16 protein-coding genes are annotated in these 24,741 nt (G+C 53.8%); 7 read left to right on the top strand and 9 right to left on the bottom strand.

What is annotated here, in order from left to right:
* Window positions 1-28 precede the first annotated feature (28 nt).
* The 5 genes from K0H63_RS13485 to K0H63_RS13465 all read right to left on the bottom strand — a co-directional run bounded on the left by K0H63_RS13485 (window position 29) and on the right by K0H63_RS13465 (window position 6,586).
* On the bottom strand, window positions 29-418 hold the full coding sequence (locus K0H63_RS13485) for a DUF3192 domain-containing protein (protein WP_220065126.1): 390 nt from the start codon (window positions 416-418) through the stop codon (window positions 29-31).
* A 158-nt stretch (window positions 419-576) separates the two neighbouring features.
* Complete coding sequence (gene xni / locus K0H63_RS13480) at window positions 577-1,338, bottom strand: flap endonuclease Xni (RefSeq protein ID WP_220065125.1); 762 nt, start codon at window positions 1,336-1,338, stop codon at window positions 577-579.
* On the bottom strand, window positions 1,335-2,690 hold the full coding sequence (ppnN, locus tag K0H63_RS13475) for a nucleotide 5'-monophosphate nucleosidase PpnN (RefSeq protein ID WP_220065124.1): 1,356 nt from the start codon (window positions 2,688-2,690) through the stop codon (window positions 1,335-1,337). Before ppnN ends, xni begins: the two co-directional genes overlap by 4 nt.
* A 46-nt stretch (window positions 2,691-2,736) precedes the next feature.
* Window positions 2,737-4,293 carry a GGDEF domain-containing protein gene (locus K0H63_RS13470; RefSeq protein WP_220065123.1) on the bottom strand — a complete coding sequence of 519 codons (1,557 nt, stop codon included), beginning with the start codon at window positions 4,291-4,293 and terminating at the stop codon, window positions 2,737-2,739.
* 142 nt (window positions 4,294-4,435) lie between these two features.
* Complete coding sequence (locus K0H63_RS13465) at window positions 4,436-6,586, bottom strand: tetratricopeptide repeat protein (protein ID WP_220065122.1); 2,151 nt, start codon at window positions 6,584-6,586, stop codon at window positions 4,436-4,438.
* Between the two features lie 139 nt (window positions 6,587-6,725).
* On the opposite strand from K0H63_RS13465, the gene K0H63_RS13460 reads away from it, so the two are divergent.
* Window positions 6,726-8,537, top strand: a complete 1,812-nt coding sequence (locus tag K0H63_RS13460) for a M61 family metallopeptidase (RefSeq protein WP_220065121.1) — start codon at window positions 6,726-6,728, stop codon at window positions 8,535-8,537.
* 213 nt (window positions 8,538-8,750) lie between these two features.
* Window positions 8,751-12,005 carry a S41 family peptidase gene (locus tag K0H63_RS13455; RefSeq protein ID WP_220065120.1) on the top strand — a complete coding sequence of 1,085 codons (3,255 nt, stop codon included), beginning with the start codon at window positions 8,751-8,753 and terminating at the stop codon, window positions 12,003-12,005.
* 110 nt (window positions 12,006-12,115) lie between these two features.
* Here K0H63_RS13455 and K0H63_RS13450 read toward each other — a convergent pair whose 3' ends face one another.
* A complete protein-coding gene (locus tag K0H63_RS13450; protein WP_220065119.1) occupies window positions 12,116-12,553 on the bottom strand; it encodes an OsmC family protein in 438 nt (145 codons plus the stop codon).
* Window positions 12,554-12,956: 403 nt separating this feature from the next.
* On the opposite strand from K0H63_RS13450, the gene K0H63_RS13445 reads away from it, so the two are divergent.
* Both K0H63_RS13445 and K0H63_RS13440 read left to right on the top strand, forming a co-directional pair.
* Complete coding sequence (locus K0H63_RS13445) at window positions 12,957-14,537, top strand: S8 family serine peptidase (protein ID WP_220065118.1); 1,581 nt, start codon at window positions 12,957-12,959, stop codon at window positions 14,535-14,537.
* Between the two features lie 254 nt (window positions 14,538-14,791).
* Window positions 14,792-16,345, top strand: a complete 1,554-nt coding sequence (locus tag K0H63_RS13440) for a POT-type proton-dependent oligopeptide transporter (RefSeq protein WP_220065117.1) — start codon at window positions 14,792-14,794, stop codon at window positions 16,343-16,345.
* Window positions 16,346-16,539: 194 nt separating this feature from the next.
* Here the strand turns inward: K0H63_RS13440 and K0H63_RS13435 are convergent, their stop codons facing one another.
* The gene (locus K0H63_RS13435) at window positions 16,540-17,262 is read right to left on the bottom strand and encodes a YebC/PmpR family DNA-binding transcriptional regulator (RefSeq protein WP_220065116.1); all 723 of its coding nucleotides are present in this window, start codon (window positions 17,260-17,262) and stop codon (window positions 16,540-16,542) included.
* A gap of 420 nt (window positions 17,263-17,682) precedes the next feature.
* Here K0H63_RS13435 and K0H63_RS13430 point away from each other — a divergent pair, with 420 nt between their 5' ends.
* Window positions 17,683-17,859 (top strand): TIGR02922 family protein, encoded by a 177-nt coding sequence (locus K0H63_RS13430; RefSeq protein WP_408733392.1) that lies wholly within the window; start codon window positions 17,683-17,685, stop codon window positions 17,857-17,859.
* Between the two features lie 130 nt (window positions 17,860-17,989).
* Here K0H63_RS13430 and K0H63_RS13425 read toward each other — a convergent pair whose 3' ends face one another.
* On the bottom strand, window positions 17,990-18,568 hold the full coding sequence (locus K0H63_RS13425) for a TetR/AcrR family transcriptional regulator (RefSeq protein ID WP_220065115.1): 579 nt from the start codon (window positions 18,566-18,568) through the stop codon (window positions 17,990-17,992).
* Between the two features lie 129 nt (window positions 18,569-18,697).
* Here K0H63_RS13425 and K0H63_RS13420 point away from each other — a divergent pair, with 129 nt between their 5' ends.
* The gene (locus K0H63_RS13420) at window positions 18,698-19,741 is read left to right on the top strand and encodes an alkene reductase (protein ID WP_220065114.1); all 1,044 of its coding nucleotides are present in this window, start codon (window positions 18,698-18,700) and stop codon (window positions 19,739-19,741) included.
* 61 nt (window positions 19,742-19,802) lie between these two features.
* Here the strand turns inward: K0H63_RS13420 and K0H63_RS13415 are convergent, their stop codons facing one another.
* Window positions 19,803-22,178, bottom strand: coding sequence for a Lon protease family protein (locus K0H63_RS13415; protein ID WP_220065113.1), 2,376 nt, complete (start codon window positions 22,176-22,178; stop codon window positions 19,803-19,805).
* A gap of 289 nt (window positions 22,179-22,467) precedes the next feature.
* Between K0H63_RS13415 and K0H63_RS13410 the strand changes: the two genes are divergently transcribed.
* Entirely contained in the window at window positions 22,468-24,723 is a 2,256-nt protein-coding gene (locus K0H63_RS13410; RefSeq protein ID WP_220065112.1) for a sensor domain-containing protein, read from the top strand.
* Window positions 24,724-24,741: the final 18 nt, after the last annotated feature.

Genomic DNA, 24,741 nt, shown 5'->3' with positions numbered 1-24,741 from the left:
CGGCTTTTTTATTAACGCTATTACTGTGTCAGATGCCCGATGGGGCCTCATCCAGATATTGCTTGTAAGTATCTGAGCCCCAGGCAACCAGCAAATTATCTTTGAATAACAGTGGTGTGCACTCATTCTTGGTGGTCACGCCATCTGATTTTTCATGGTGGGTGCGATAAAAGAGCACCTGCAGAGCACTGTCTTTGATTGATTTGGCTTCGCTGAAGTCCGGCGCACCGAGCAGTTGGCGCACAGAGCCAATGTCCTGTCCTATCACCAGTTCGGCCAGTGCCTTGTTGTTGTATACCTGCCTGTCTTCCCAATCCATATTCTCAGGTGTTGGCTCGTACCCTATTGCCACCACAGCCACAAACGCCAGGTAGGCCGCAAATACGGAGCCTATCACCACGGGAGCCTTGCTTTTCATATCCCTTTTCCTCATTACTGCTTTCGGCTTGCGCCGAAGATGCGGATAAAGATACTGCAAGGCGTGAAGGCGGTAAATAAGTTGTGTTATTTGTTACAAAATTGCCTGTAACGCAGAGATGACTGGTGGGACAAGGCCAGCCAAATCGAATGGTGCCATCAGGATGGATTGACCCTGAGATCGCTCAGTTTGAGGTGCAGCGGCAGTTCGGTTTGCAGTTTTGCCAACTTGTAGCTGAGGCGTGCCATATCACGGCCTTCGCGTAACTTATTGGCCTGCCTGCTGCCGAGGGTGCCGAGGGAATGGTAGAGATTGGCGAGGCTGCGATAGGTGCGCAGCAATTCGCTGGCCGACTTGGGACCTATACCGGGGATACCGGGAATTTTATTGCCGCTGTCACCGCACAGGGCAATGTAATCGAGCAGTTGATGGCGCTCGATACCCAATTTGGATTCAAAAGCCTCGATATCAAAATACTGGCCGGCGAAATGATCCCACTGCCTGATATGGGGGGACATCAGTTGCAACAGCCCCTTGTCGGTCGACACGATAATAGCTTCACCGCCATTGGCCGCCAGCTTGCAGGCAAGAGTGGCTATAACATCGTCTGCCTCGGATTCGGCGTTAACCGAGTGCACATTCAATGCCTCAAGTTTGGTTTTTAATGCCGGCAACCCCTTGGCGAGAGCGTCGGGCATGGGTTTGCGGCCTTTTTTATAATCTTCGTACAGATGCTTGCGCCATGAGATGGCATCGCCATCCCAGACGATGGCGCAGTGGGTGGGCTGGTGGCCCCGCAGTAATTTACGGCAGGCCTGGGCAACCCTTTCATACAGGGTATCCATGTCGCCCTCATCGGGCAGGGCGGCATGAATACGGCGGATCAGATTCAATCCATCTATGATGAGCAGGCGATTCATTTGACTATCTTGTAGCAGGGTTCATAGGCGCTGCCCGGCAGCTTCATGCGCTGCTGATGGACAAATGCCTGCAGCAAATCGTCCATTAACGACATCAACCTGGGATCGCCCCGTAATTCAAAGGGACCATGGCGTTTGATGAGACGAATGGTTTCACCTTTCACGTTGCCGGCAACAATGCCTGAAAACGCCCGGCGCAGGTTAGCGGCAAGTTCTGCCTTATTGTGTTGAAAATACAGATGCAGGTTGGCCATCACTTCGTGTGTGGGGACAAAGGGCAGCTGAAACTCAGGTTCGATACGCAGTGACCACTGGTAGGGGTAGGCGTCGCCATTGGTCTTGCGAAACACCTTAACCTGCTCCATCCCTTCACGCATCACCCGCGCCACTTCATCGGGGTTATCGATAATGATGTGGTATTTACTGCGGGCTTCCTCCCCCAGAGTCGCAGCAACAAATTCATCAATTTTAATGAAGTAGTCGGCGCTTTCTCTGGGGCCGGTTAATACCAATGGAAAGGGTATGTGCTCGTTTGCCTTGTTCAGCAGGATACCCAGCAGATACAAGAGCTCCTCGGCGGTGCCCGCCCCGCCGGGGAAAATCACTATGCCATGCCCCAGGCGCACAAAGGCTTCCAGCCGTTTTTCGATATCCGGCAATATCACCAATTCGTTGACGATTTGATTGGGGGGCTCGGCGGCGATAATACTGGGCTCGGTGAGGCCAATATATCGGGCGTTGCAAATACGCTGTTTGGCGTGACCTATGGCCGCCCCCTTCATGGGGCCTTCCATGGCGCCGGGGCCACAGCCGGTGCAGATATCCAGCTTCCTCAAGCCCAACTGATAACCAACTTCACGGGTGTACTGGTACTCGATGGCATTGATACTGTGGCCGCCCCAGCACACCACCACATTGGGATCGTTCTTGGTGGGCAAGGCCCGGGCGTTTCTGAGGATATCAAACACCACGTTGGTGATGTGACTGGCATTGGTGAGGTTGATGTGTTTGAGGTTATCGTACTTGTCGGCGATGTAGAGAATGTCTCTGAGCACTGAGAACAAATGCTCCTGAATACCGGCGATGATCTGGCCATCGACAAAGGCTTGTTCAGGCGGGTTGATAAGTTCGAGTTTTACCCCGCGCTCGCGCTGCAGGATATTGATTTCAAAATCTTTGTATTTATCGAACAGCTCAGACGAACTGTCGCTTTTCAGGCCTGAGGCCAATACGGCCAGTGAACAGTTGCGATAGAGTTGATAGAGGGGACTTTTGGCACTTTGCTTGAGACGATCGACTTCCAGCTGGGAAAGCTGATCCATGCTACCACGGGGACTGACTTTCACTATCATAGCAACTCCTTGTGCGTCGACAGGAGTTGCTTACTCCCCACCGGGGCTAGCAGTCGATAATCACCCTGTCTCTGCTCTCATGTTTGGCTTTGTAGAGGGCCGCGTCAGCTCGCTCGAAGGTTTCGTGAATGAGCTCATTATCCATTACCCGTGCGGCCCCTATGGATACTGTAACTGTAATTCTCTGATTTTTAAATTTAAATGGAATATTTTTTACTTTCTCACGCACCCGGTTCAGCAGTTGCACTATGTCAGTATCTGATACTTCTGGGATGAGCAGTACAAATTCTTCACCACCGTAGCGGGCCACGAACTCAGTATCCCGCAGCGAATTCTTCAGCGCCATGGCTATCACCTGCAGAGTCTTATCGCCGGTGCTGTGGCCAAAGTTATCGTTGATGGACTTGAAGTGGTCTATGTCGGCCACCGCTACCCACAGGGGATGCTTATGGCGCTGGAAGCTCCTGAATTCCTGCTCCATACGCTCTTCCAGCGCAGCCCGATTGGGCAATTGGGTCAGGGTATCCAGCAGATTCAGCTTTTGCTGTTCAAACAAACGCTCTTTATAGTTGCTGGCTTCTTCGGCAAGTTCATTGAGTTCTTTGCGCATGGTCTCCATCGACTTGCGCAGCAACGCCTGTTCTCTTTGTTCCAGGGCTTCTTTGCGGGACAGCGCCGAGCGCAGGCTGGAGAGCTGCTCGGTAATTTGAAACTTGAGCGTAGTGATATCTTCGATATCCACTATGGCTTCGCCCACGTTATCGACCCGGGAGTTAATCTCGCGATTGAGCTGATGCTTGAGCTGATGACTGCGCTGGGTATGGTTATAAGAGTCTGAAACGACTTCGCGCACCGCAGACAAGGCATCATTCAGGGCGTAGAGGAATTCCTGAGAGGCACTTTTCTCACGGGCGATATTATCAACCAGCAGCGACAGTATGGTTTGATAGGCATCCATCAGCCCCTCAACATCTATCTCGCCGGCCAACATTTCTTTGATCACCAGCACCTGATCGCGCTGGTCTTTGCGAAACTCGATTTCGGAGATGATCTGGGCCAGCTCATGGGCCAGTTGACGGTGTTTCGGCAGCACTGCCAAAGGTTCACCGGACTTAAACTGTGCCGACAGTATCTCTTCGTAAAACGCCATCAACTTTTCGACCTTGGGGATATATTCCCACACGGTGTGCAGAGGCTTGGAGAGATCCTGTTTAAAGTAGGCGACTTCTTTTTTGAGTTTGTCGGGTGCGGACTCGACACGCTGAATTTGGCGTACGACCCGACCAAGGCCCGCGCGGCTGTCTTCGAGCTGTGCCATTACATGGTGATATTGGCCCTTGAGCAAGCGCTCAACTTCGACAATATCCGGCAGCGCATCGTCGAGCTTTTCGTAGGTGGTCAGTTGATGGCGTAATTTGGCAAGTCGGTTATCCAACTCGAGATTCTGCCCTTTGCAGGCCAGGCTCAGATTGGAAATGAACTGCAGCAAGGTTTGCAACTTTGCGTTGCGATCTTCATTGAGCTCATCCAACGCCACCTTTGCAGAATGGAGTTTCTGTTTGAGTAGCGTGATTTGCGAAATCGCTTCGTTGGCGTCCTTCATGCAGAATGCTTTCCTGGCTGAATAAACTGACTGTGTTTTCTCATACTGAACCGGTATTTTGACCACTGGATTAATGGTATCGCAATCAACCCAGAGTGCAAACGTAAGCCACATCCCGTTGCAGAATATTTGACTGAAATCATCAATTAATTAATGGATCATCCGCTGTCGCAGGTGTCTGCCATTGGGGCCAGGCTATTTTATCTTTGTCGCCGTTGGTTTCCACCCTAATCAGGCCGCGGCCGATGCTTTTTTCCAGATGCAAATACAGCGGATGGCTGAAAACCGCTGAGGGCGTAAAGTCCAGCGCCCATAAGGTGACGTATAGATCTTTGTCTTCATCCAGTGACAAGGCCCCGGCCATTGCCAATTCAAGCACTTCTATATGATTGTTATCCGGTATAAAAAGTTCCGGATTCGGCAGCAACGGCAGGTTAATAAAGCTAAGCCGCAGCCTGCCTTCGATATGGGGGAGTTGGTTTCTGAGGTTAAAGAGCAGCGCGTCCGCCGCCTGGATGGGTTCATCAAAACTTAAGCCGACAAGACCCGGGCGTATGACATAGGTTTTGATACCAGGCAGTTTTTCAATGGCGTTTGCTGTTTCTTTTGCTGCTTCCACCATGCGCTTATGGCCAAGTTTGATATCAGATTCACATAAGCTGTCTATTCGCAGCAGTGCCACTGCCTTGGTCTTTGGGCTTTTAATCGCACTGCGAAGGGCCGGAAAACCCGGGTGTGCCGTGGCTCCGTCCAGAGGCAGCTTATGCTTTAACGAGGCGATTTTGGCCTTAAGCTCCCGGCGTGAGCGACGATAGTGCCAAACCATGGTTGCCAGCGTGAGCACCAGCATCAGGCTGCCGGCCAGCAGTATAGTGCGCTCCCTGAGATGGGCATGGCTCTCTTGCAGCTGCTCATTCTTTTGGTGTAAATCCAGCCTCAGTTTTTGTTCGGTCAGTGCCGATGTGCTCGGGTTGGCAGCAATCTGAGGGGCGGCTTCTTCTTGTTGCAGGCTGATGATTTGCTGCTGGAAATCCAGCGCATCCTGCAAGTCGGCCAGGGCTTTGGCAGCAATTACTTTTTGGCTGAGCGACTCGATAAGTACATCATTGAGGGACTGCTGACGGGCGAGGTTGTATGCAATGTCTGCATGCTCACGGCAGGGCTGCCATTGGGATAACTTACAGAAGGTTTCGGCAATCAAGACTTCGTTATACACCAAAAAGTGCTTCATTTTCCGCTCGGCAAACATCTGATTGGCCTGCTGCAGATAATTCAGCGCCAGTTCGAGTTCACCCAGCTCCCCATAGGCTTCACCCAGGTTGTGGAAGTTACGGGCAAGTGCGGAATAATTGCCACTGCGTCTGTCGACCTGAAGGGCATTGAGGTAATAGTCGATTGCCTTGTTCCACTCGTTATTACCTGCATGGGTCATGGCGATGACGGTCAGGGTGGCCGACAGGTAGTTTTCACTGCCTATCTGGCCAAAGGTTTCGGCAGCATCGTGGGCATGGCTCAGGGCTTCGCTGTGTTGCCCTAAATCACGATATACCTTGGCCAGCTGCATCTGGAGAAACGCGCGTTGGAAAGGATGATGTTCCTGATCCGACAGCCGCAAAGCCTCGCTGTAATGCTGCAACGCCTTGGTCAGTTCCTGTTTTTTGTTGTAGTACTTGCCAAGCTCGGCTTCGGCATTGGCTATCAGATAGTCATCGCGAAGTTGATAGGCCTGGTCCCGGAACTTCTGCAGATGTACCAGAGCGGTCACGTCCTGATTGATCATCAGATACATACTACCGAGCTGCTCATGCAGGTTGAGTCTCAGCACCTGCGAGGTCAGACTCTGGCTCTCCTGATCCTGAGTGAGCGCCTGAATGAAATAGCCGGCCGCTTCTTCAAACTTGAGTTCAAGCCTGCCCAGCATCCGACCTCTGAGCATCAGGGCCATGGCTTTTTCGTAGGGTGTAGCCGCCGATTTTTCCAGCGAGCTGACAATCAGCTCAAGGTCCTGGGCTTTGTTGGCATTTTCAACATTGGGTTGCAAGTTGGCACGGGCAATCAGGGCCAGCAGTTCGGCGAGTTCTTCTACCGATAAGCCTTGCTCTCTGGCGTAAGCACTGAATGCGGCACGGGTTTCAAGCACTGATGGGGGCAGCGGAAGCGACGCATTGACACGATTAAAAATCTGCTGCGGTGACTCTCTAAGTTCAACTTCTTCCGACTTGAGGTCTCTTGCGAATGCAAGATGGGATAAACACAGAATTAACAGCGATAAAGCCAATAAAATAAATCGCATAAATTATCCGTCGCTCAAGTCTGCCCCTGCAAAAATCAGGAAATTGTCAGCATTTGTGACATCAGGATGAGGGGAGATGAATGTCTTGTTATACTCAAGCCCTATTATTGGATTCCATCATACCTATAAGGACAACAGAGTGGAACAAAAGTTAACTGCCTTTTTACCCTTGTCACTGTTTATTTCGACTTGCGCATTTGCCGGTGTGGATTATCACATCGATCTTTCTTCTCCGACCCATCATCTGGCCAAAGTTGAAGTACATTTTCCCAAGGTGGAGGCCGGAGACTTTCCGGTGAATTTACCCGTGTGGCGTACCGGTAAATATCAGGTATTGCCACTGGCTGACGGCGTGCGCGCCTTCCAGGCCATGGATGCCAATGGCAATGCTGTGCCCTGGCGGCGAAGCGCCAGTGGCGAGTGGGTATTGAGCCTGCCCGAGGCATCAGAAGTGACTGTATCCTATCAGCTCTATGCCGATGAACTTGGGCTCAGAACCCGTCATATCGATGCTTCCCATGCTTATCTGGATGCCAGCAGCGTATTTATGTACAGCCCGCAGTTTCGGGACCAGGAACTCAGTGTCAGTCTCAAGGTTCCGGAAGGCTGGCAAAGCTATTCGGGCATGAGTAAGGGCGATGGCGCCCACAGTTTTGTGGCGCCCAACTACGATGTGCTGGTGGACTCGCCCATTGAAACCGGCATCAGCCATCATCGCAGTTTTTCGTCCGCCAAACGTGACTATGAGTTGGTTGTGTGGGGTGAGGGCAATTATGACCTGGATAAAATGGTCACCGATTTGACCAAGCTTGGCACCCAGGCCAGCGCCATCTGGGACGGTTTTCCCTTCGAACGTTATGTCTATATGGTTCACGCCACCAGTGGTGCCCGCGGTGCCACCGAGCATCTCAATTCCACCGTTATCCAGCTGCCGCGTTTTATGTTCCGCGAGCGCAAGGATTACCTGAGATTTATCTCCACCGCCTCCCACGAGTTTATCCATACCTGGAACGTGAAGGCCTATCGTCCGGCCGGTCTTGTGCCCTATGACTATCAGCACGAAGGACTGACTTCTTTACTGTGGATAGCCGAAGGCTCCACCAGTTATTTTCAGCATCAGCTGCTTGCACGGGCCGGTGTTATCACCGCCAAAGAGCTGCTCGAAGATATCGCCGGGCGTATTGACCGTCATCAGCAAACCCCGGGCCGTGAAATCCAATCGGTGGCCGAGGCCAGTCTCGGGGAGTGGGTCGCCCAGGGGGGTGATTATGCCCATAACCACAGCGTAAACATTTACTCGGAGGGGTATATGGCGTCGATGGCGCTGGACATGGCTATCCTCTCTGACACCAAGCTTAAACACTCGTATCGTGATGTGCACCGGGTCTTGTACCGCGACTTCGCGGTGCCAAAGAGCTACCGCGTCGAGGATGTCAAAGGCATTCTGACCCAACTGACCGGCAAGGACTATGGCCCCTGGTGGCACAGTCATATCGACTCCCCCATGGCGCTGGATTTTGATGAGCTGCTGTCCCGTGCCGGTTTGAGACTGGTTTATGGCAAAGACGACAGCGACGGCAAAGCCAAAGTCTATCCGGGCTTCAGTCTGGTATCCGGCAGCCTAAAGCTGCAAACCCTCGATAGGGGTGGCAAGGCATGGGAAGCTGGATTGGTTGCCGGTAACGAGCTGGTTGCCATCAATGGCCTCAAGGTTACCGCCGAGGGTTTTGAGAAACGTCTGGCCGATTTCAAGGCAGGCGACAGTATCACTGTGTCCTATTTTGCCGATGACAGCCTCAGGCAAACCACTCTGGAGCTTGGCGAAAGACCCGAAGGTAAAGCCGCGCTCAAGCCGCTGGCGAAGGTGTCAGACAAGCAAAAGGCCTTCTTCAAGGCCTGGCTTGGCATTGACTGGCCGTTCGACAAGAAAGGTGAGTTTAAAAAGAGTTGATGAAAGGCCGGCGCAAGCCGGCTTTTTTATCCCCGAGGCCATCGCCGGTCTTTGCAAAAGCAGGAGAGGGCTACACAAGACACATTTGCTAAAACTTCTGTGGCCTAATTCAGCTGACGGGGCCACTTCGCTTTGATAGTGTCTGGGCTTGCATTTATGTCCGGTACAGACTCCTTTCAACATTACCAAAAAAAACGACAGGATAACCACCCAATGAAACTTCGCCTCTCCGTTGCCGGCTGCCTGCTGGCCCTGGGAACCTTAGGCCTGCCAGCCCACGGCAGCGACGGTTATTACCGCTTCCCCGAACTGCATGACGATACCCTGGTGTTTACTGCCGAAGGAGACCTTTGGCTAAACCGTCTCGGCCAGACCCAGGCCAGCCGTCTGACCAGCCAAAGCGCCGAGGAGTCTCAGGCCCGCATTTCCCCGGACGGGACCCAGGTTGCCTTTGTGGCCAACTACGATGGCACAGATGAAGTGTATCTGATGCCCATCGGCGGTGGAGAAGCCAAGCGGGTAAGCTTTGAAAACAGTCGGGTGAGGTTGCAGGGCTGGAGTCAGGACGGACGGGTTCTCTATGCCACTGACAACGCATTTGGTCCGGCCAACTACTGGGTACTGCGCCTGGTCGACCCCAAGACTCTCAAGACCGAAGATTTGCCGCTTGCCGATGCCATTGAAGGCGCCATGGACGACAAGGGGCAGTATCTGTATTTCGTCCGTTTTGGTCTGCAGGCCACCGGGGATAACGCCAAGGTGTATCGCGGTGGTGCACGGGGCGAGTTGTGGCGTTATGAACTTGGCAGCAATAAAGAAGCCGAGCGTTTGCTGGAAGGCCACCCTGGTTCGCTGCGCCAGCCCATGCCATGGCAGGGGCGTCTTTACTTTATCAGCGACGCCGATGGCAACGATAACCTCTATTCGGTAATGCCCAAGGGCGATGATCTGCGTCAGCACAGCCAGTACAAGGATTTCCAAATCCGCGCCGCCCGCATCAACAACGGCAAGCTGGTATTCCAGATGGGTGCCGATATTCGGGTACTGGATATCGCCAGCGGCAAAGATGAGGTTCTGCCGCTGTCACTCACATCTGACTTCACCGCCCGCCGCGCACGCTGGGTCAATAACCCCATGGATTATGTGTCGGATGTGCGCTTGGCGCCGTCCGGCGACAAGGCGGTGATTACCGCCCGCAGCAAGGTAGCTATTGCCGCTACCGACGGGCGCCGTCTGGTGCAGGTTGGCGTGCCTGCCGATAGCCGTATCCGCAATGCCGTGCTCAGTCATGATGGTCAGTCGGTATTTGGGATCAGTGATGCCAGTGGCGAGCAAGAGCTGTGGCGGTTCCCCGCCGATGGCAGTGATGGCGGTGTGCAGTTGACTCAGGATGCAAGTGCCATGCGTATGAGCCTGGTATTGTCTCCCGATGGCCATTATCTGGCCCATGATGACTACGACGGCAACCTGTACCTGTACGACATTAAAAAGGGCACCAACAGTCGCATTGTGACCGGCCATCAGGGCCTGGGGCCCTACGGCGACATTATTTGGTCCCCCGATAGCCGCTTTTTGGCGCTGGGGATGAATGTTATTGGGCAAAACCGCAGCCAGATTGTGCTCTACAGCCTGGAAGAGAAGCGTCAGGCAAGCCTGACCAGCGACAAATACGAGTCTTTCTCACCGGCCTTCAGCCGTGATGGTGAATGGTTGTATTTCCTGTCCAACCGTGAATTCAATGCCACCCCCGGCTCGCCATGGGGTGACCGCAACATGGGGCCTGTATTCGATAAGCGCACCGGCGTGTTTGCCCTGGCGCTGAGACAGGATGCCCGCTTTGCCTTTGAGCGTCCCACCGAACTTACGGCAAGTCCCAAGGCGGCTGACGGCGACAAGCCAGTGACCCTCAAGGTTGACTGGCAGGGACTGGCAGGGCGTCTGTGGCAAGTGCCTGTGGGCACGGGCAACTTCAGTAACCTGACCCTGGGCGCCGACCGCCTGTACCTGCTCGATGGCGATATCGCCGGGAATCAATCGGCGTTGAAGGTGGCCAAGTTCGATGGTCTGGCACCCAAGCTGGATACCTTCGGCGACGATATCGGCAGTTATGTATTATCGATGGATGGGAAAAAGCTGCTGCTGTCGAAAAAGAGTAATCCCAACGAACTCCTGATAGTGGATGCCGGTGACAAGCTGCCGGGCGACCTTGCCAACGCCAGGGTGCGTACCCAGGACTGGCAGCTGGAGCTCAATCCCAAAGCCGAATGGCAGCAGATGTTCGATGATGCCTGGCTGATGCACAGGGATTCTTTCTTTGACAAGAATATGCGCGGCGTAGATTGGAAAGCCATGCGTGCCCGTTACCTGCCCCTGGTTGACCGGGTAACCGACCGTCACGAACTGAACGACATCTTTATGCAGATGATGGGCGAGCTGGATGCGCTGCACTCCCAGGTGCGTGGCGGCGATATGCCAAAGGATCCAAACCGTCCTCAGCCAGCCGGTCTCGGCGCCCGTTTTGCCCAGCGCGACAGCGGTGTGGTGATTGAAAGCATCATGAAGACCGACCCTGAATTACCATCAAAGGCGGCGCCTTTGGCCCGTCCCGGGGTGGATGCCCGCGAAGGGGACTTTATCACTGCAATCAATGGCCGCAAGGTAGCCACAGTGGCCGATGTGGCCAGTCTGCTGCGTAATCAGGGCGGCAAACAGGTGCTGCTGACGCTCAAGCGCGGCAATAAGACACATCAGACAGTGGTCTTGCCGGTTTCCGCGCAGGATGAAGCTGGTCTGAGGTATCAGGACTGGGTAAATCACAATGCCGCCGAAGTGGCCAATGCCAGCAGTGGCAAGATTGGCTACCTGCACCTCTATGCCATGGGCGCCGGTGACATCGCCAGCTTTGCCCGCGAATTTTACGCCAACTTCGATAAAGAAGGTCTGATTATCGATGTACGCCGCAACCGGGGTGGCAATATCGACAGCTGGGTGATTGAAAAGCTACTGCGCAAAGCCTGGGCATTCTGGCAACCCACCCATGGGGATGCCAACAGCAACATGCAGCAGGCTTTCCGTGGCCATTTGGTGGTACTGACCGATCAGCTGACTTACTCCGACGGTGAAACCTTTTCTGCCGGTATCAAGGCGCTGGGACTGGCGCCCCTGGTGGGCAAGCAAACTGCCGGTGCCGGTGTGTGGCTCTCTGGCCGTAATGCCCTGACCGACAAGGGTATGGCGAGAGTTGCCGAATATCCTCAGTATGCCATCGATGGCCGCTGGGTGTTGGAAGGCCGTGGGGTGAGCCCGGATATCGAAGTCGATAACCTGCCGGTTGCCACCTTCAAGGGTGAAGATGCGCAGCTCGCCAAGGGGATAAGTCTGCTCAAGGCGAAGATTGCCGCCGAGCCGGTGCCTGAGTTCAAAGCCAAGCCCATGCCGCAAAGGGGCGAGGCCGACGATATCAAGTAAGGGATAAACACCCAAGGGATAAAACACAGGGCGACAGATGTCGCCCCCAGGTTCAGGGCTGTACCGGCAACGTAGTTCCCAGTCGGTACGGCCCGTTTTTTTATGGCCGCTTAAAAGCGGATTTCCACTTCACAATCGAGACTGTTGGCGATAAAGCAGTTGGCATGGGCTTTTTCGTGCATTTTTTCCAGGGTTTCGCGGTTTACCTCCACCCCATCCATAAATTCCACGGTGGGATTGAGCTGCATATAGGTCACTGCCAGCTTGCCATTGTCGCGTTTCCCCAGTTCTGCCGAGGCACTGTCTTCATAGCTTTTTACCGGCAGTCGTTTAAGGTGCGCAATCGCCAGGAAGGTGAGCATATGGCAGGAAGACAAGGCCGCCAGCAGGCTTTCCTCCGGGTTCACCATGGCGGGATTCCCCTTGTATTCCGGTGCTGATGAAGCCTCGATTGTCTGGCCGCTGCCAAAGGTGATGTGATGATCGCGGCTGAATTCGCCATCGGGGGTATCGCTGGCCTGCCAGCGGGTTTGCAAACGAAAACTCAAGGTAATCTCCTTATTCGACTTGGGATGTGCGGCTATGGGCAGGTGATGCTGTCGCAGCCTGAGGTACTGTGCCTCGCCACTCATATCCTTAAAGATACGCGACCCGGTGCCATGGGGTAAAGGCGCCGGATACAGCTGCTTTGACAAAGTACGCAATGGGAGCCTGGCAAGGTATGCACAGGCGTTAGTGGTAATAACTGCCCCGGTTGTTATTCCAGACGGGATTATTTCCGGCAGCAAGTTCGGTCTGCTCAGATGAATTATTTCTATTCATCAGTCAAAAGTTGTCGTTCTCGCGGCTTCTGCCTATAAGTGAAGCTATAGCCTGTGTGAAAGTGTGGACGCTGAGGACCAATCAGGGAGTGAAACGGGCAGGGCATCAATAGATTAAAGGGAGCAGGGCATGCATTCATACAACTTGTCTTTGTCTTCACTGCTGGTTTGCTTATTGTCTGGCTTGAGTTTGGGCGCCATCGGTGCGGCGCCGGATGAAGCGTCACGGGTTATTGTGAAATTTAAACCGGGAATGGCACCCGCAGCCAAAGCCAGTATCCATGCGGCAGGTGGAACTTTGATGTTGGATCTCAGCCGTCACGATGCCGCCGCCTTTTTACTGCCTGCCAGCGCTGTACAAGGACTGTCGCATAACCCCCTTATCGAGTATCTCGAAGCCGATGTGCTGCGTTATCCCCTCTCACAATCTGAGCCTTATGGTATTGCCATGGTGCAGGCCAACCTGTTGTTGCCTCAGGTGAACAGCGCAGCCAACCGCACTGTGTGCATCATAGACTCGGGCATCGACATGGGGCATGAAGATCTTCCCAATAATCGACTCACCGGCAGCTACGATGTTGGCACCGGCGATTGGGGCAGCGATGAAAATCACCACGGCACCCATGTGGCGGGCACCATAGCAGCGGTGAATAATGACCTTGGGGTGATAGGTGTGCATTCAGGCAGTGCCCTGAATCTGCACATCATTAAAGTCTTTGACGCCAATGGCTGGGCGTACTCTTCAAGTTTGGTGGCCGCACTCGACAAGTGCATCGACGCCGGTGCCCATGTAATCAATATGAGTTTGGGCGGTCCCCTTAAAAGCCGCACCGAAGACAGGGCATTCGCAGACGCCGAGACCCTGGGAGTACTCAGCGTGGCTGCCGCCGGAAACGACGGCAACACGCGGCATTCCTATCCGGCTTCCTACAATGCCGTGGTTTCGGTTGCGGCCCTCGATGAAAACAAGCTGGTCGCGGATTTTTCCCAGCGTACCAGTCAGGTGGAATTGTCTGCGCCTGGCGTAGGCGTGCTTTCTACCCTGCCCATGGAACAGGCAGAAGTGGCCAGTGTGACTGTCGGTGCTACTGAATTTGAGGCCATCGCCATGGAGGGCAGCCCCTATGGCAGCGAGACCGCCATGCTTGCCGACTGTGGGATTGGCGACAGTATCTGTAATGCGTCCGGGCAGCTTTGCCTGATAAGTCGCGGCAATATCAGCTTTGCCGATAAGGTACAGAACTGCGCCGCAGGCGGTGGACTTGGTGCCATCATTTATAACAATGTCCCGGGCGATCTCTACGGCACCCTTGGAGGTGTAAACACCACAATTCCTTCTGTTGGGGTGTCGGATACCACAGGTGCCGCCTTGCAGCAGACCATAGGTGGGGTTGCCACCCTCAATGTCACTCAGGGGAACTACGCCATGTTCAGTGGCACTTCCATGGCAACGCCACATGTTGCCGGTGTGGCGGCGCTGGTTTGGGGGCTGCACATCAATTGCAGTAACACCGAAATTCGCTCGGCATTAAGGGCTACAGCTGAAGACCTGGGGCCAACAGGACGGGATGACGCTTACGGTTATGGCTTGGTTCGCGCTTCGGCGGCACATGACTACCTGATAGCCCACCCGTGCTCCGGTGACCAGGGGACTGGCGGAGGCTCAGGAACCGGTGGCAGTTGCAAGGGGAAAAACAAGCAATGTAACTGACAGCCACATAGCTGTATCAGTCTGCCCGATGTACTGAAACGGCAGCATTGCACCACCTTCTCCACATTGCGCGTGGCCCTGCAGCCACGCGTTTTTATTCGCGTTTACCTTGATGCCGCAGCACCCAAATTAGGCTTGGTTTGTGGTTGAATAATCGGGTTTTCTTAAGCATCACACACTGACCGGCAGCCCGGTGCATTCCATCTTTAAACCCTGTAGGATTGGGCAATTGGTAACCAATTTTAAGGGAAGAGATGACAACTACAACAGGGCAATGGCCAAAACAAATCCCCTACATTATTGCCTCCGAAGCCTGTGAGCGGTTCAGCTTTTATGGCATGCGCAACATTCTTACGCCGTTTTTGATGACGGCACTGCTGCTGTCTGTGCCTGAGCATCTCAGGGCCGGTGAGGCCAAGGATGTGTTTCACTCCTTTGTGATTGGTGTGTACTTCTTTCCACTGCTGGGTGGCTGGATTGGGGACAGGCTCTTTGGCAAGTACAACACCATCTTGTGGCTGTCACTGCTGTACTGCGTTGGCCATGCGTTTCTGGCCATTTTTGAGGACAGTAAAACCGGTTTTTATACCGGCTTGTTTTTGATTGCCCTGGGCTCGGGTGGGATAAAACCCCTGGTGTCCTCTTTTATGGGCGACCAGTTTGATCAGAGTAATAAGTCATTGGCCCAAAAAGCGTTTGACATGTTTTACTTCACCATCAATTTTGGCTCCTTCTTCGCCTCTTTGAGTATGCCCTTGCTGCTGAAACATTTCGGTGCCGCAGTTGCCTTTGGTATTCCCGGGGTGCTGATGTTTATCGCGACCGTCTTTTTCTGGGCGGGGCGTCACCGCTATGTGCATATGCCCCCAGAGCCTAAAAATCCCAACGGTTTTTTGCCTGTTATCAAAACGGCGTTACTCAGTCCGGGCGCAAATCGCTTTGGTCTGGCGCTGGCACTGATGGGCTCTGTGCTCGCGGTGATTGCCCTTGGGTTTATGCCGTCACTTGGACTGGTGACCTCTTTGTGTCTGGCGCTCGTGCTGCTGATGGGGTTTGTGGGCAGCGGCGCTTCCATGCAGCTGGACAGAGCCAGGGCTCGCCATGGCGATGAGGCTGTGGAAGGCGTCAGGGCAGTGATGCGGATACTTGTTTTGTTTGCGCTGGTTACACCATTCTGGTCGCTGTTCGACCAAAAGGCATCCACCTGGATTTTGCAGGCCAATGAGATGACCAAACCCGAGTGGTTTGAACCGGCCATGATGCAGGCATTGAATCCACTGCTGGTGATGATCCTCATCCCGTTCAATAACTTTGTGTTGTACCCGACACTCGAGGGCTGGGGTTTCAGGTTAACGGCGCTGGGCAAAATGGCGTCTGGCATTGCCTTTTCCGGCCTGTCCTGGGTGGTGATAGGCAGCATTCAATTGATGATGGATGGCGGCAGCGCCGTTTCCATTGTGTGGCAGGTGTTGCCCTATGCATTGCTCACCTTTGGTGAGGTGCTGGTGTCGGCCACCGGGCTTGAGTTTGCCTACAGTCAGGCTCCAAAGCCCATGAAGGGCACCATCATGAGTTTCTGGACCCTGTCGGTGACCGTGGGTAACCTCTGGGTGCTGCTTGCCAATGCCAGCGTGAAGGGGCAGGGCATGACCGACTGGATTGCCGGTACAGGACTGTCGGTAACGGCGTTTCAGATGTTCTTTTTTGCGGGTTTTGCTTTGGTGGCCGCGGCCGTGTTTGCCCTGTATGCCAGAAATTATCGAATGCAGGACCATTACCGCGAGGCAGCACAAGTCTCAGCGGTCTGAGCCTCGGCAAATCGATGAGGAAAAGCGCTTGTGACCTGACTCGCTTGCCTGGCATAGCGACAGGCTCACAAGCCAAGCGTAAACAGTGATATCACAGTGATTGAAGACACTGACGTCATTGAAGGCCTGGTCATCTGACAGGCATAAAAAACAAAAAACGCAGCCATCTGGCTGCGTTTTTCATGTTTGAGATCTTACTCGATGATATTGGCGTTGTGGTAAACGTTCTGGACGTCGTCACAATCTTCCAGGGCAGCGATAAACTTGTCGAATGTCGCCACATCTTCCCCGCTGACATCGGTTTGGGTTTGAGGTACGAAGCTGATTTCTTCGACTTCAAAGTTGATGTCGGGCATGGCATCGGTGAGGGCGTTTTTGGCCTTGAAGAATTCGGTGTGTGGGGCATAGACGCTGATCATGCCGTCTTCGCTTTCCACGTCGCTCACGTCTACATCAGCCGCCATCAGGATTTCGAGAATTTCTTCGTCGTTATCACCGGCAAATACAAACACGGCCTGGTGGTCGAACATGTGAGCCACAGTGCCCGGACCGCCCAGCTTGGCATCGTTTTTCACAAAGGCCTGACGTACTTCGGTAAAGGTGCGCTTACCATTGTCGGTCAAGCAGTCAACAATCACCATGCAGTTACCCGGACCAAAACCTTCATAGCGGGCAGTATCATAGTCTTCTCCACCGCCACCCCTGGCTTTGTCGATGGCACGCTCAATCACGTGAGCCGGTACCTGGTCTTTCTTGGCGCGATCGATCAGACGACGCAGTGACAGGTTGCCATCGGGGTCAACGCCGCCACTCTTGGCGCACACGTAGATTTCTTTCCCGTAGCGTGAATAAATCCTGGTCTTCTGAGTGGCGGTTTTCGCCATGGATTCTTTGCGGTTTTGATATGCTCTGCCCATCTTGTTTTCTCGTTAACGCACAAAAAAATTTTTCGGATTCTATCAGCTTTGTTGACAGTTGTGCACCCGCTAAGCTAACGAGGTGGGTGATGCTAAACGTTTGTTGCATCACGAATGCGGAATTTGATGTATCAGTCTGCTGTACAAGTATTGCGCTTGGTTAAAAATTGTAGTGATATGTTAATTCAACTGGTGGCTAATTTGGCCGCCGTCCATCAAAGACGGGATGCTTTGATGCCATACTCGGCCCTATTGAGTGCGCTGGAAAGCGTGACTCAGGAATGAAGGAAGTAACTCTATATGCAAGGCGGTACATTAGAACAACAGCTTGCCGATACGGCAAACGACTTGCTTGACCTGGAAGCCTCTCAGGGCGTCACTGTCACCGTGCTCTATTACGATGCACCGGCAGGCCTCATCATGCACAACGCTGTGCTGACGGGTTTGCCTGTGAGTGAGACGGGGCGTGTGATGATCCCTCAGTCTTTCAGAAACGGGAAATCCATCATCGTTGTGCTGGAAGGGGAGTGCAAAATACTCAACTCCCTCGGCGAGCGGGTGTATGCCCAAAAGAGCCTCGGCCTCGACGTGGACTGAGGGTTCGCTTCCAACAAAAAATCCCGGCAGGTCCGGGATTTTTTGTGTCTGTTATGCAGCAGTTTCAAGCGGTGATGCTGTTAGCCCCTTTTGTCACTGGTTGGGGGTGCCAATGAACCGTCCTCTATGTTCAGGCGCAGCTGTCCATCCGTAACTTTACCGCCAAGCGTTTAAGGGTTTGCGCCGAAGGGTGTGTTTGCGCCAGCGTGCGCAGGCCATAGATCCCCATCACCAGGTATTCAGCCCGTTCCATTGCCGTTTGGGTGTTGGGGATTTCACCGCTGTCCATGGCGCGCTGAAACTGGGCCGCCAACCCTTGCTGGCAACTTCCCAGACTTTTGCACAGGAGCGCACTTATCTCACTGTCCTGCTCGGCGAGTTCATTCAATGACTTGGTCAGCAAACAGCCCTTGTCGGCGCCGCACTGGCATTCGGCCACCAGGTTATCCAGATAGGCATCGAGCCCGGCAACAACGGAGCCTGACTCGGGGAAGAACGCCTGAAACTGTGCGGTGCGATCGGCCTGATACTGGCCAATGGCTGCCAACAACAAGCCTCTTTTATTTTCGAAGGCGCAGTAAATTGATCCCGGATGTAACCCGGTGGCGCGGGTTAAATCCTGCATGCTGGTTTTGCTGTAGCCCTTATGCATAAAGGCTTGCATGGCTTGGCGGAGCACTTGCTCGCGATCAAATTCGGCGCTGCGCATTCTGGATTCCTGTGGTTGGGATGAGGATAGGGTAACAGACTTTTTTGAATGTATGTTCAAAAAAGTTCTTGAATGTATGTTCAAGAATGATTATTTTGAATGCCTGTTCAAAAATAGGAACCTCCATCCATGACTGACATACTCTTTACTCCAGTGGCGCTGAATGAGCGCATCGAGCTGAAAAACCGCATCCTGATGGCGCCTCTGACCCGTTGTATGGCAGACGATGCGCTGGTGCCTACCCAGGCCATGGTTGACTACTATGCCCGCCGTGCAGATGCAGGGCTGATTATCAGTGAAGCCACCATTATTCGCCCCGATGGTCAGGGCTATCCCAACACCCCGGGTATTTTCACCCAGGCGCAAATTGCCGGATGGCGTAAGGTCACCGATGCCGTACATGAAAATGGCGGTAAGATTTTTGCCCAGCTGTGGCACACAGGCCGGGTGGCGCATCCTCACTTTTGGGGTGGCACAGAAGTGATAGCCCCATCGGCTGTAGGCGTAGAAGGTACAGTGCCCAGAATGCGTGAACTCACCTATTTGGTTCCCCGTGAAGCCACCGCGCTGGAAATTGCCCAGTTGGTTGAGGACTATGCCAAGGCGGCTGAAAATGCCATCGAAGCCGGATTCGACGGCGTCGAAATCCACGGTGCCAACGGTTATATGATTGATGAATTCCTGCATTACGACAGCAACCGCCGTGATGATGAGTTTGGCGGCAGCCCTGAAAATATGGTGCGTTTCCCGCTGCAGGTAGTGGATGCCGTTACTTCACGCATCGGGGCTGCACGCACGGCGCTGCGTATTTCACCGGCGGCTTACTTCAATATCCAGCCGGATCTCCGCGACCGGGCTGTGTTTGATCTCTTGCTGTCTGAACTGGATACCCGTGAACTTGCCTATTTGCACGGCGGTATATTCGATGACAGCGTTCACTATGACTACCTCGACGGCCGCGTCAGCGAGTACCTGCGTCGCCATAGCCGCCATACCCTGGTGGGAGTGGGTGGTTACGATGCCGAAACAGCTGCTGCCGCCATTGCCACCAATAAGTTTGATGTGATTGCCATCGGCAGACCTTTTATTGCCAATCACGATTATGTGGCCCGGGTGCGTGAAGGCGCTGAAATCAAGCCCTACAGCGATGAGCTGCTGCCAGTGCTTTACTGAGTTTCAGATTGCACCATAAACAAAAGCCCCGCAGTTGCGGGGCTTTTTTATGTCATTGGTGTTATTCGTTTTCCAGCTTGTGTTTACCAAGCACATTAAGCCTGGACACGGCCCGACCGAGCAGAGTATCGAAGCTGGCGTCATCCACATTGCCCACGTCTAGCCCGGTCAGCAGCGCCATGGCGTCGGTGACATGGTCAACGGCATAGATATGAAACTCGCCGCGGCCGGCTGCCTCCACTATGTCACTCCTCAGCATCAGGTTTTTCACATTGCTTGATGGAATAATCACGCCCTGGGTGCCGGTGTGGCCCTTGATGCCACAGACATCATAAAAGCCTTCAATCTTTTCATTCACGCCGCCGATGGGCTGAGACTCACCAAACTGGTTCATGGACCCTGTGATGGCCAAATCCTGACGGATGGGTACACCGCTGATGGCTGACACTATGGCGCAACATTCCGCCATGGAGGCGCTGTCACCATCCACGCCGCTGTAGGATTGCTCGAACGTCAGATAGGTGGTGAGCGGAATGGGCCTTTGCTTGCCCAGCAGCGACGACAGATAGGCGGTGAGGATCCACACGCCCTTGCTGTGGATGCGGCCACCCAGTCGCACCTTGTGCTCGATATCCAGCACTTCCCCTTTGCCATAGGCCGTGGTGGCGGTTATGCGGTTTGGCGCGCCGAACTCATGATCCGTGGTGGAAATCACCGACAGGGCATTCACCTGGCCGGTAACGGCGCCTTGTGCACTGAAGAGGGTTTGGCCGCTGTGAAACTGCTGCATCACCATGTCTTTGAGCCGGCACACCCGGAGTTCCTGATTTTTAAGCGCCATCTCCACATGCTCGCGGCCTATCTCGTCGGCGCCGACACTTTTGGCGCAGTAGTTGGTTTCTCTGAGCAGGTTGGCGATGTTGGCTGAGTGCAACGACAGGCGAGTTTGATCGTCTGCCTGACGGCTGGAGTACTCGAGGATGCGGGCCAGTGCCGAGCGATTGCAGTGCAGCATATTGTTATCGTGCACAATAGACGAGATAAAGCGTGCATACAGGGCTTCAGACTCATCGTGCCTTGGCATCACATCTTCAAAGTCGGCCGTCACCCGAAAGAGTTCGTTGAAGTCGGGGTCGTATTGTTGAAGCAGTTGATAGGTCTGGTAGTCGCCAAAGAGAATGATCTTCACATCCAGCGGGATGGGCTCGGGCGCCAGTGAGATGGTGCCCGAGAGGGTCACTTCCCGCTCCAGGCTGTTCAAATCCAGACTGCGGGAGCGCAGCGCTTTTTTCAGGCCATCCCACACGTAGGGCCGCTCCAACACCTTGATGGCATCCATCAACAGCACACCGCCGTTTGCCTTGTGCAGCGAGCCTGGGCGTATCAGTGAAAAGTCGGTAAATACTGTGCCCTTGAAGGTGGCATTTTCGATGTAACCAAAGAGGCTGTGGTAGTTAGGGCTTTCTTCCACCACCACAGGAAACTTATGCTCGTCCTGGCATACCAGCACATTGATTTGGTAGCGGCGGGGCATTTTCTTATCCAGCGCCGCGTAGGCCAGCCCCAGTTGCTCTTCGCTTTCTTCCAGAAAAATATCCAGATTGTCGAGGATGTCTCGCTGCATTTCACCCAAAAAGGTTTTGATATCATCCTGATCGCGATACTTGGCCTTCAGGGGTTTAAAGAAGTGAGCCAGCACTTCCTTGGCGACTTGCTCGTCGTGCTCCTGTTGCTTTTCTGAGAATTCTTCTTCCCACTCGGTGAGCTGACGTATGATGCCCCGCAGGCGCTTTTCCAGCCCTTTGATGCTGTTTTCAAAGACTTCACGTTCTTCATCCGTCAGGGCACTGTAGCTTTCTTCGGTGTGGGGCTCTTCACCATTCATGGCCATCAGTTGGTAATCACCCTGTACCGACAGCGACAGGCTGATGCTCTTGTTTTTGGCTTCTTCGGTGAGTGCCGTCAGGGCGGCTTCCTGCTGACGTGACAGCTCGGTTTTCAGTTTGTCGGCACGGGAATAATACATCTCGTTGTCAAAGGCCAGCGGCAATGCCTTAACGAGCCTGAGTGACAGCTTTTCAATGTCTTTTTTAAAGCCATTGCCCTTACCGGCGGGCAGACGCAGCACCCGCGGCACCCGGTTGTCATCAAAGTTGGCCACATAACACCAGTCAAAGCGCTGATTGGCATCAAAATGATGACGTTTGAGGTACCTCAGCATCATGGTGCGCTTGCCCAGGCCATTTTGGCCAATGGCGTAGATGTTGTAGCCCTTTTCGTGGATAGACATGGCGAACTCGACCGCACTCTGGGCGCGTTCCTGGCCGATAATGTCATCCAGTGGCGGCAAGGTGGCCGTGGAAACGCAGTCCGGTGCCAGCCCGGCCAGGGTCGATACCCGGTACAGCTTGTCGGTGGCAAGAGTTGTGATGGCCATAGGATCCCTTTGAGTACCAAATTAATATTTCTATTACCGACAATAAGATAGCCGGGAAGCTAAGGCAAACCCCAAGCAAAACGACTGTCTAAATTTCAAGCAGGTATTTTGGGGCCTTTTTGTGCGGCCGGCGGCCCGGTGCAACAACAAGTCATTGGCAGACGTAAGTTTCCATTCTCGGCATCCACACTTGCAGCTACACTATTTAGGTAGTTATTTGGAATGGGAGCGGGTATTGAACAGTCGGGCTCAAGGCAATCATCAGACAGCCATAAAAAGCGTATCTCCCATGCTTGAATGGTTTGTTGACCATACCCGATTGGGGGCAGGGCTTTGGACCAGTCGCGGTGTATGCCTGTGGCAAAAGCACGCCGATAGTCAGCCCATTCGCATCCTGACGGTCAGTGGTATCGGTGGCGAGCTTCAGCTCTGTTTACATGGCGATGCAGTCAGTGACAGCCATCAACTACTGGCCAGGGCCCTGCTCGAAGGTGTGGCTGCTGTGCTTGGTGGGGGAGAGTCCGGCTTGCTGCAAAGCTTTATGGACGCCTTCGAAGAACATATCTGGATAAAAGATGCCGAGGGGCGTTACCGGTTCATTAACCAGAGCACACTGGTGTCCTGGGATTTAAGCCCGGCGCAGATACTGTCGCGAAAGGATGCCGAGGTCTTTCCTGAGCGTTTTTCCGAGTACGCAGACACCGATCTCAAGGCGGTGAAAGAAGGGCATCCTATTGTGGTCGCCGAATGCATCGACCGTAGCCTGGATAAAGGCAACATCTGGCTGGAAACCATCAAGGCTCCCATGTACGGTAGCGATGGCAGACTGCTTGGCGTCATAGGTACCACCCGGGATATTGCACGGTATAAAGCCGCCGAAGAGCAATTACTGCTGACCTCCAAGGTATTTGAAAATGCCATTGAAGGGGTGATGATCACCGACTCCAACGGGGTTATTACAGAGATAAACGGCGCCTTTGAAACCATCACGGGTTACAGCCGTGATGAAGTGATTGGCAAAACCCCCAAACTCCTTAACTCAGGCCGCCACGAGCGGGACTTTTTTGAAAACCTCTGGCGGGCATTGAAAACCCAGGGACACTGGCACGGTGAGATTTGGAATCGTCGCAAAAACGGTACCCTGTTTGCCGAGCAAACCAGCATCAGCGCCGTGTACGGTGAAGATGGGCAAGTCCGCTGTTTTGTGGCGGTGTTTTCCGATATCTCCCTGCTCAAACAAACTGAGGCGGAAGTCGCCCAGCTGGCCTGGCACGACCCACTCACCCGTTTGCCCAATCGCTCTAAACTCACCACCATCAGCCAGCAGCAAATCAAGCTCGCCGCCAACCGCAAAACCCGGTTGGCGCTGCTGCTTATCGACGTGGACCTCTTCAAACACATCAATGACAGTTTTGGGCATCTCGCCGGCGATAAAGTGTTGCTGTCGTTATCCGAGCGCCTCGCAGCACTGCTTGGCGCCGAAGACACCCTTGCCCGAATCGGGGGCGATGAGTTTGTATTGCTGACACAGGTGAGGAGCCGGGAAGATATTCCGATGATCCTGTCAGCCATACAGCGGGCCTTTGATACCAGCTTCGATACCAGTGAGGGTGAGTCGGTTCGTCTCAGTGCCAGTATCGGTATCGCAGTGTATCCCGACGATGGCGATAACCCGGACACCTTGCTGAAAAACGCCGATGCCGCCATGTATCGTGCCAAGCAGCAAGGCCGCAATCGCCATGCCTTTTACACAGAGCAAATGACTCAAAGTTCCATGCAGCAGTTGCGGCTGCAAACGGCCCTTAGAGGCGCGGTGAAAAATGCTGCACTGTCGTTGGTTTATCAACCCAAAATCAATTTGCGTACCCGTAAATTGATTGGGGTAGAGGCCTTGTGTCGCTGGACCGATCGTGAACTTGGGGTGGTATCCCCGGCGGAATTTATTCCGGTAGCCGAGTCCATCGGCTTGATGCCTGAGATTGGCCTGTGGGTTTTGAAAGAGGCCTGTCGTCAGGCGCGAATTTGGCGCGACCAGGGGCTTAACCCAGGCCGTATGGCGGTGAATGTGTCGGGCTCTCAACTTACCGGCGATAACTTTGCCGACAGCGTCGCCAAGGTGCTCAAACAAACCGGTCTCTCCCCTGAAGCTCTTGAGCTGGAAATCACCGAATCCGTGGTGCTGGATAATCCTGCCGGTGCCATCGACACTATGGAAAAGCTCCGTGGCATGGGGGTCAGTCTGGCGCTGGATGATTTCGGCACCGGGTATTCTTCGCTGAGTTATTTACGCAAGCTGCCCCTTAACAAGTTGAAAATTGACCAGTCATTCGTCAGGGAACTCCCCGCCGATCAGGACAGTGGCGCCATCGCCATGGCCATTATCGCCATGGGGGAGGCATTGAAACTGGGCGTAATTGCCGAAGGGGTAGAAAACGAAGCCCAGGCCGAGTTTTTGCAGCGTTTGGGTTGCACCGAGGCCCAGGGTTATCTGTTTGCCAGGCCGTTATTGGCGTCAGAGTTGAAACAGCTGCTGCTTGGTGAGTGATCCTGCGATTAAGCCTTG

Source organism: Shewanella zhangzhouensis (genome assembly GCF_019457615.1).
GTDB classification, from domain to species: Bacteria; Pseudomonadota; Gammaproteobacteria; order Enterobacterales; family Shewanellaceae; genus Shewanella; species Shewanella zhangzhouensis.
This window is presented reverse-complemented; position numbering and strand designations above follow the sequence as displayed.

What these genes read in the sequence shown, in the direction of transcription:
- xni (WP_220065125.1), bottom strand. Translation starts at nt 1,338, where the DNA reads ATGAATCGCCTGCTCATCATAGATGGATTGAATCTGATCCGCCGTATT.
- K0H63_RS13455 (WP_220065120.1), top strand. Translation starts at nt 8,751, where the DNA reads ATGAAACTTCGCCTCTCCGTTGCCGGCTGCCTGCTGGCCCTGGGAACC.
- ppnN (WP_220065124.1), bottom strand. Translation starts at nt 2,690, where the DNA reads ATGATAGTGAAAGTCAGTCCCCGTGGTAGCATGGATCAGCTTTCCCAG.
- K0H63_RS13440 (WP_220065117.1), top strand. Translation starts at nt 14,792, where the DNA reads ATGACAACTACAACAGGGCAATGGCCAAAACAAATCCCCTACATTATT.
- K0H63_RS13430 (WP_408733392.1), top strand. Translation starts at nt 17,683, where the DNA reads ATGCACAACGCTGTGCTGACGGGTTTGCCTGTGAGTGAGACGGGGCGT.
- K0H63_RS13425 (WP_220065115.1), bottom strand. Translation starts at nt 18,568, where the DNA reads ATGCGCAGCGCCGAATTTGATCGCGAGCAAGTGCTCCGCCAAGCCATG.
- K0H63_RS13445 (WP_220065118.1), top strand. Translation starts at nt 12,957, where the DNA reads ATGCATTCATACAACTTGTCTTTGTCTTCACTGCTGGTTTGCTTATTG.
- K0H63_RS13420 (WP_220065114.1), top strand. Translation starts at nt 18,698, where the DNA reads ATGACTGACATACTCTTTACTCCAGTGGCGCTGAATGAGCGCATCGAG.
- K0H63_RS13410 (WP_220065112.1), top strand. Translation starts at nt 22,468, where the DNA reads ATGCTTGAATGGTTTGTTGACCATACCCGATTGGGGGCAGGGCTTTGG.
- K0H63_RS13465 (WP_220065122.1), bottom strand. Translation starts at nt 6,586, where the DNA reads ATGCGATTTATTTTATTGGCTTTATCGCTGTTAATTCTGTGTTTATCC.
- K0H63_RS13470 (WP_220065123.1), bottom strand. Translation starts at nt 4,293, where the DNA reads ATGAAGGACGCCAACGAAGCGATTTCGCAAATCACGCTACTCAAACAG.
- K0H63_RS13485 (WP_220065126.1), bottom strand. Translation starts at nt 418, where the DNA reads ATGAAAAGCAAGGCTCCCGTGGTGATAGGCTCCGTATTTGCGGCCTAC.
- K0H63_RS13415 (WP_220065113.1), bottom strand. Translation starts at nt 22,178, where the DNA reads ATGGCCATCACAACTCTTGCCACCGACAAGCTGTACCGGGTATCGACC.
- K0H63_RS13435 (WP_220065116.1), bottom strand. Translation starts at nt 17,262, where the DNA reads ATGGGCAGAGCATATCAAAACCGCAAAGAATCCATGGCGAAAACCGCC.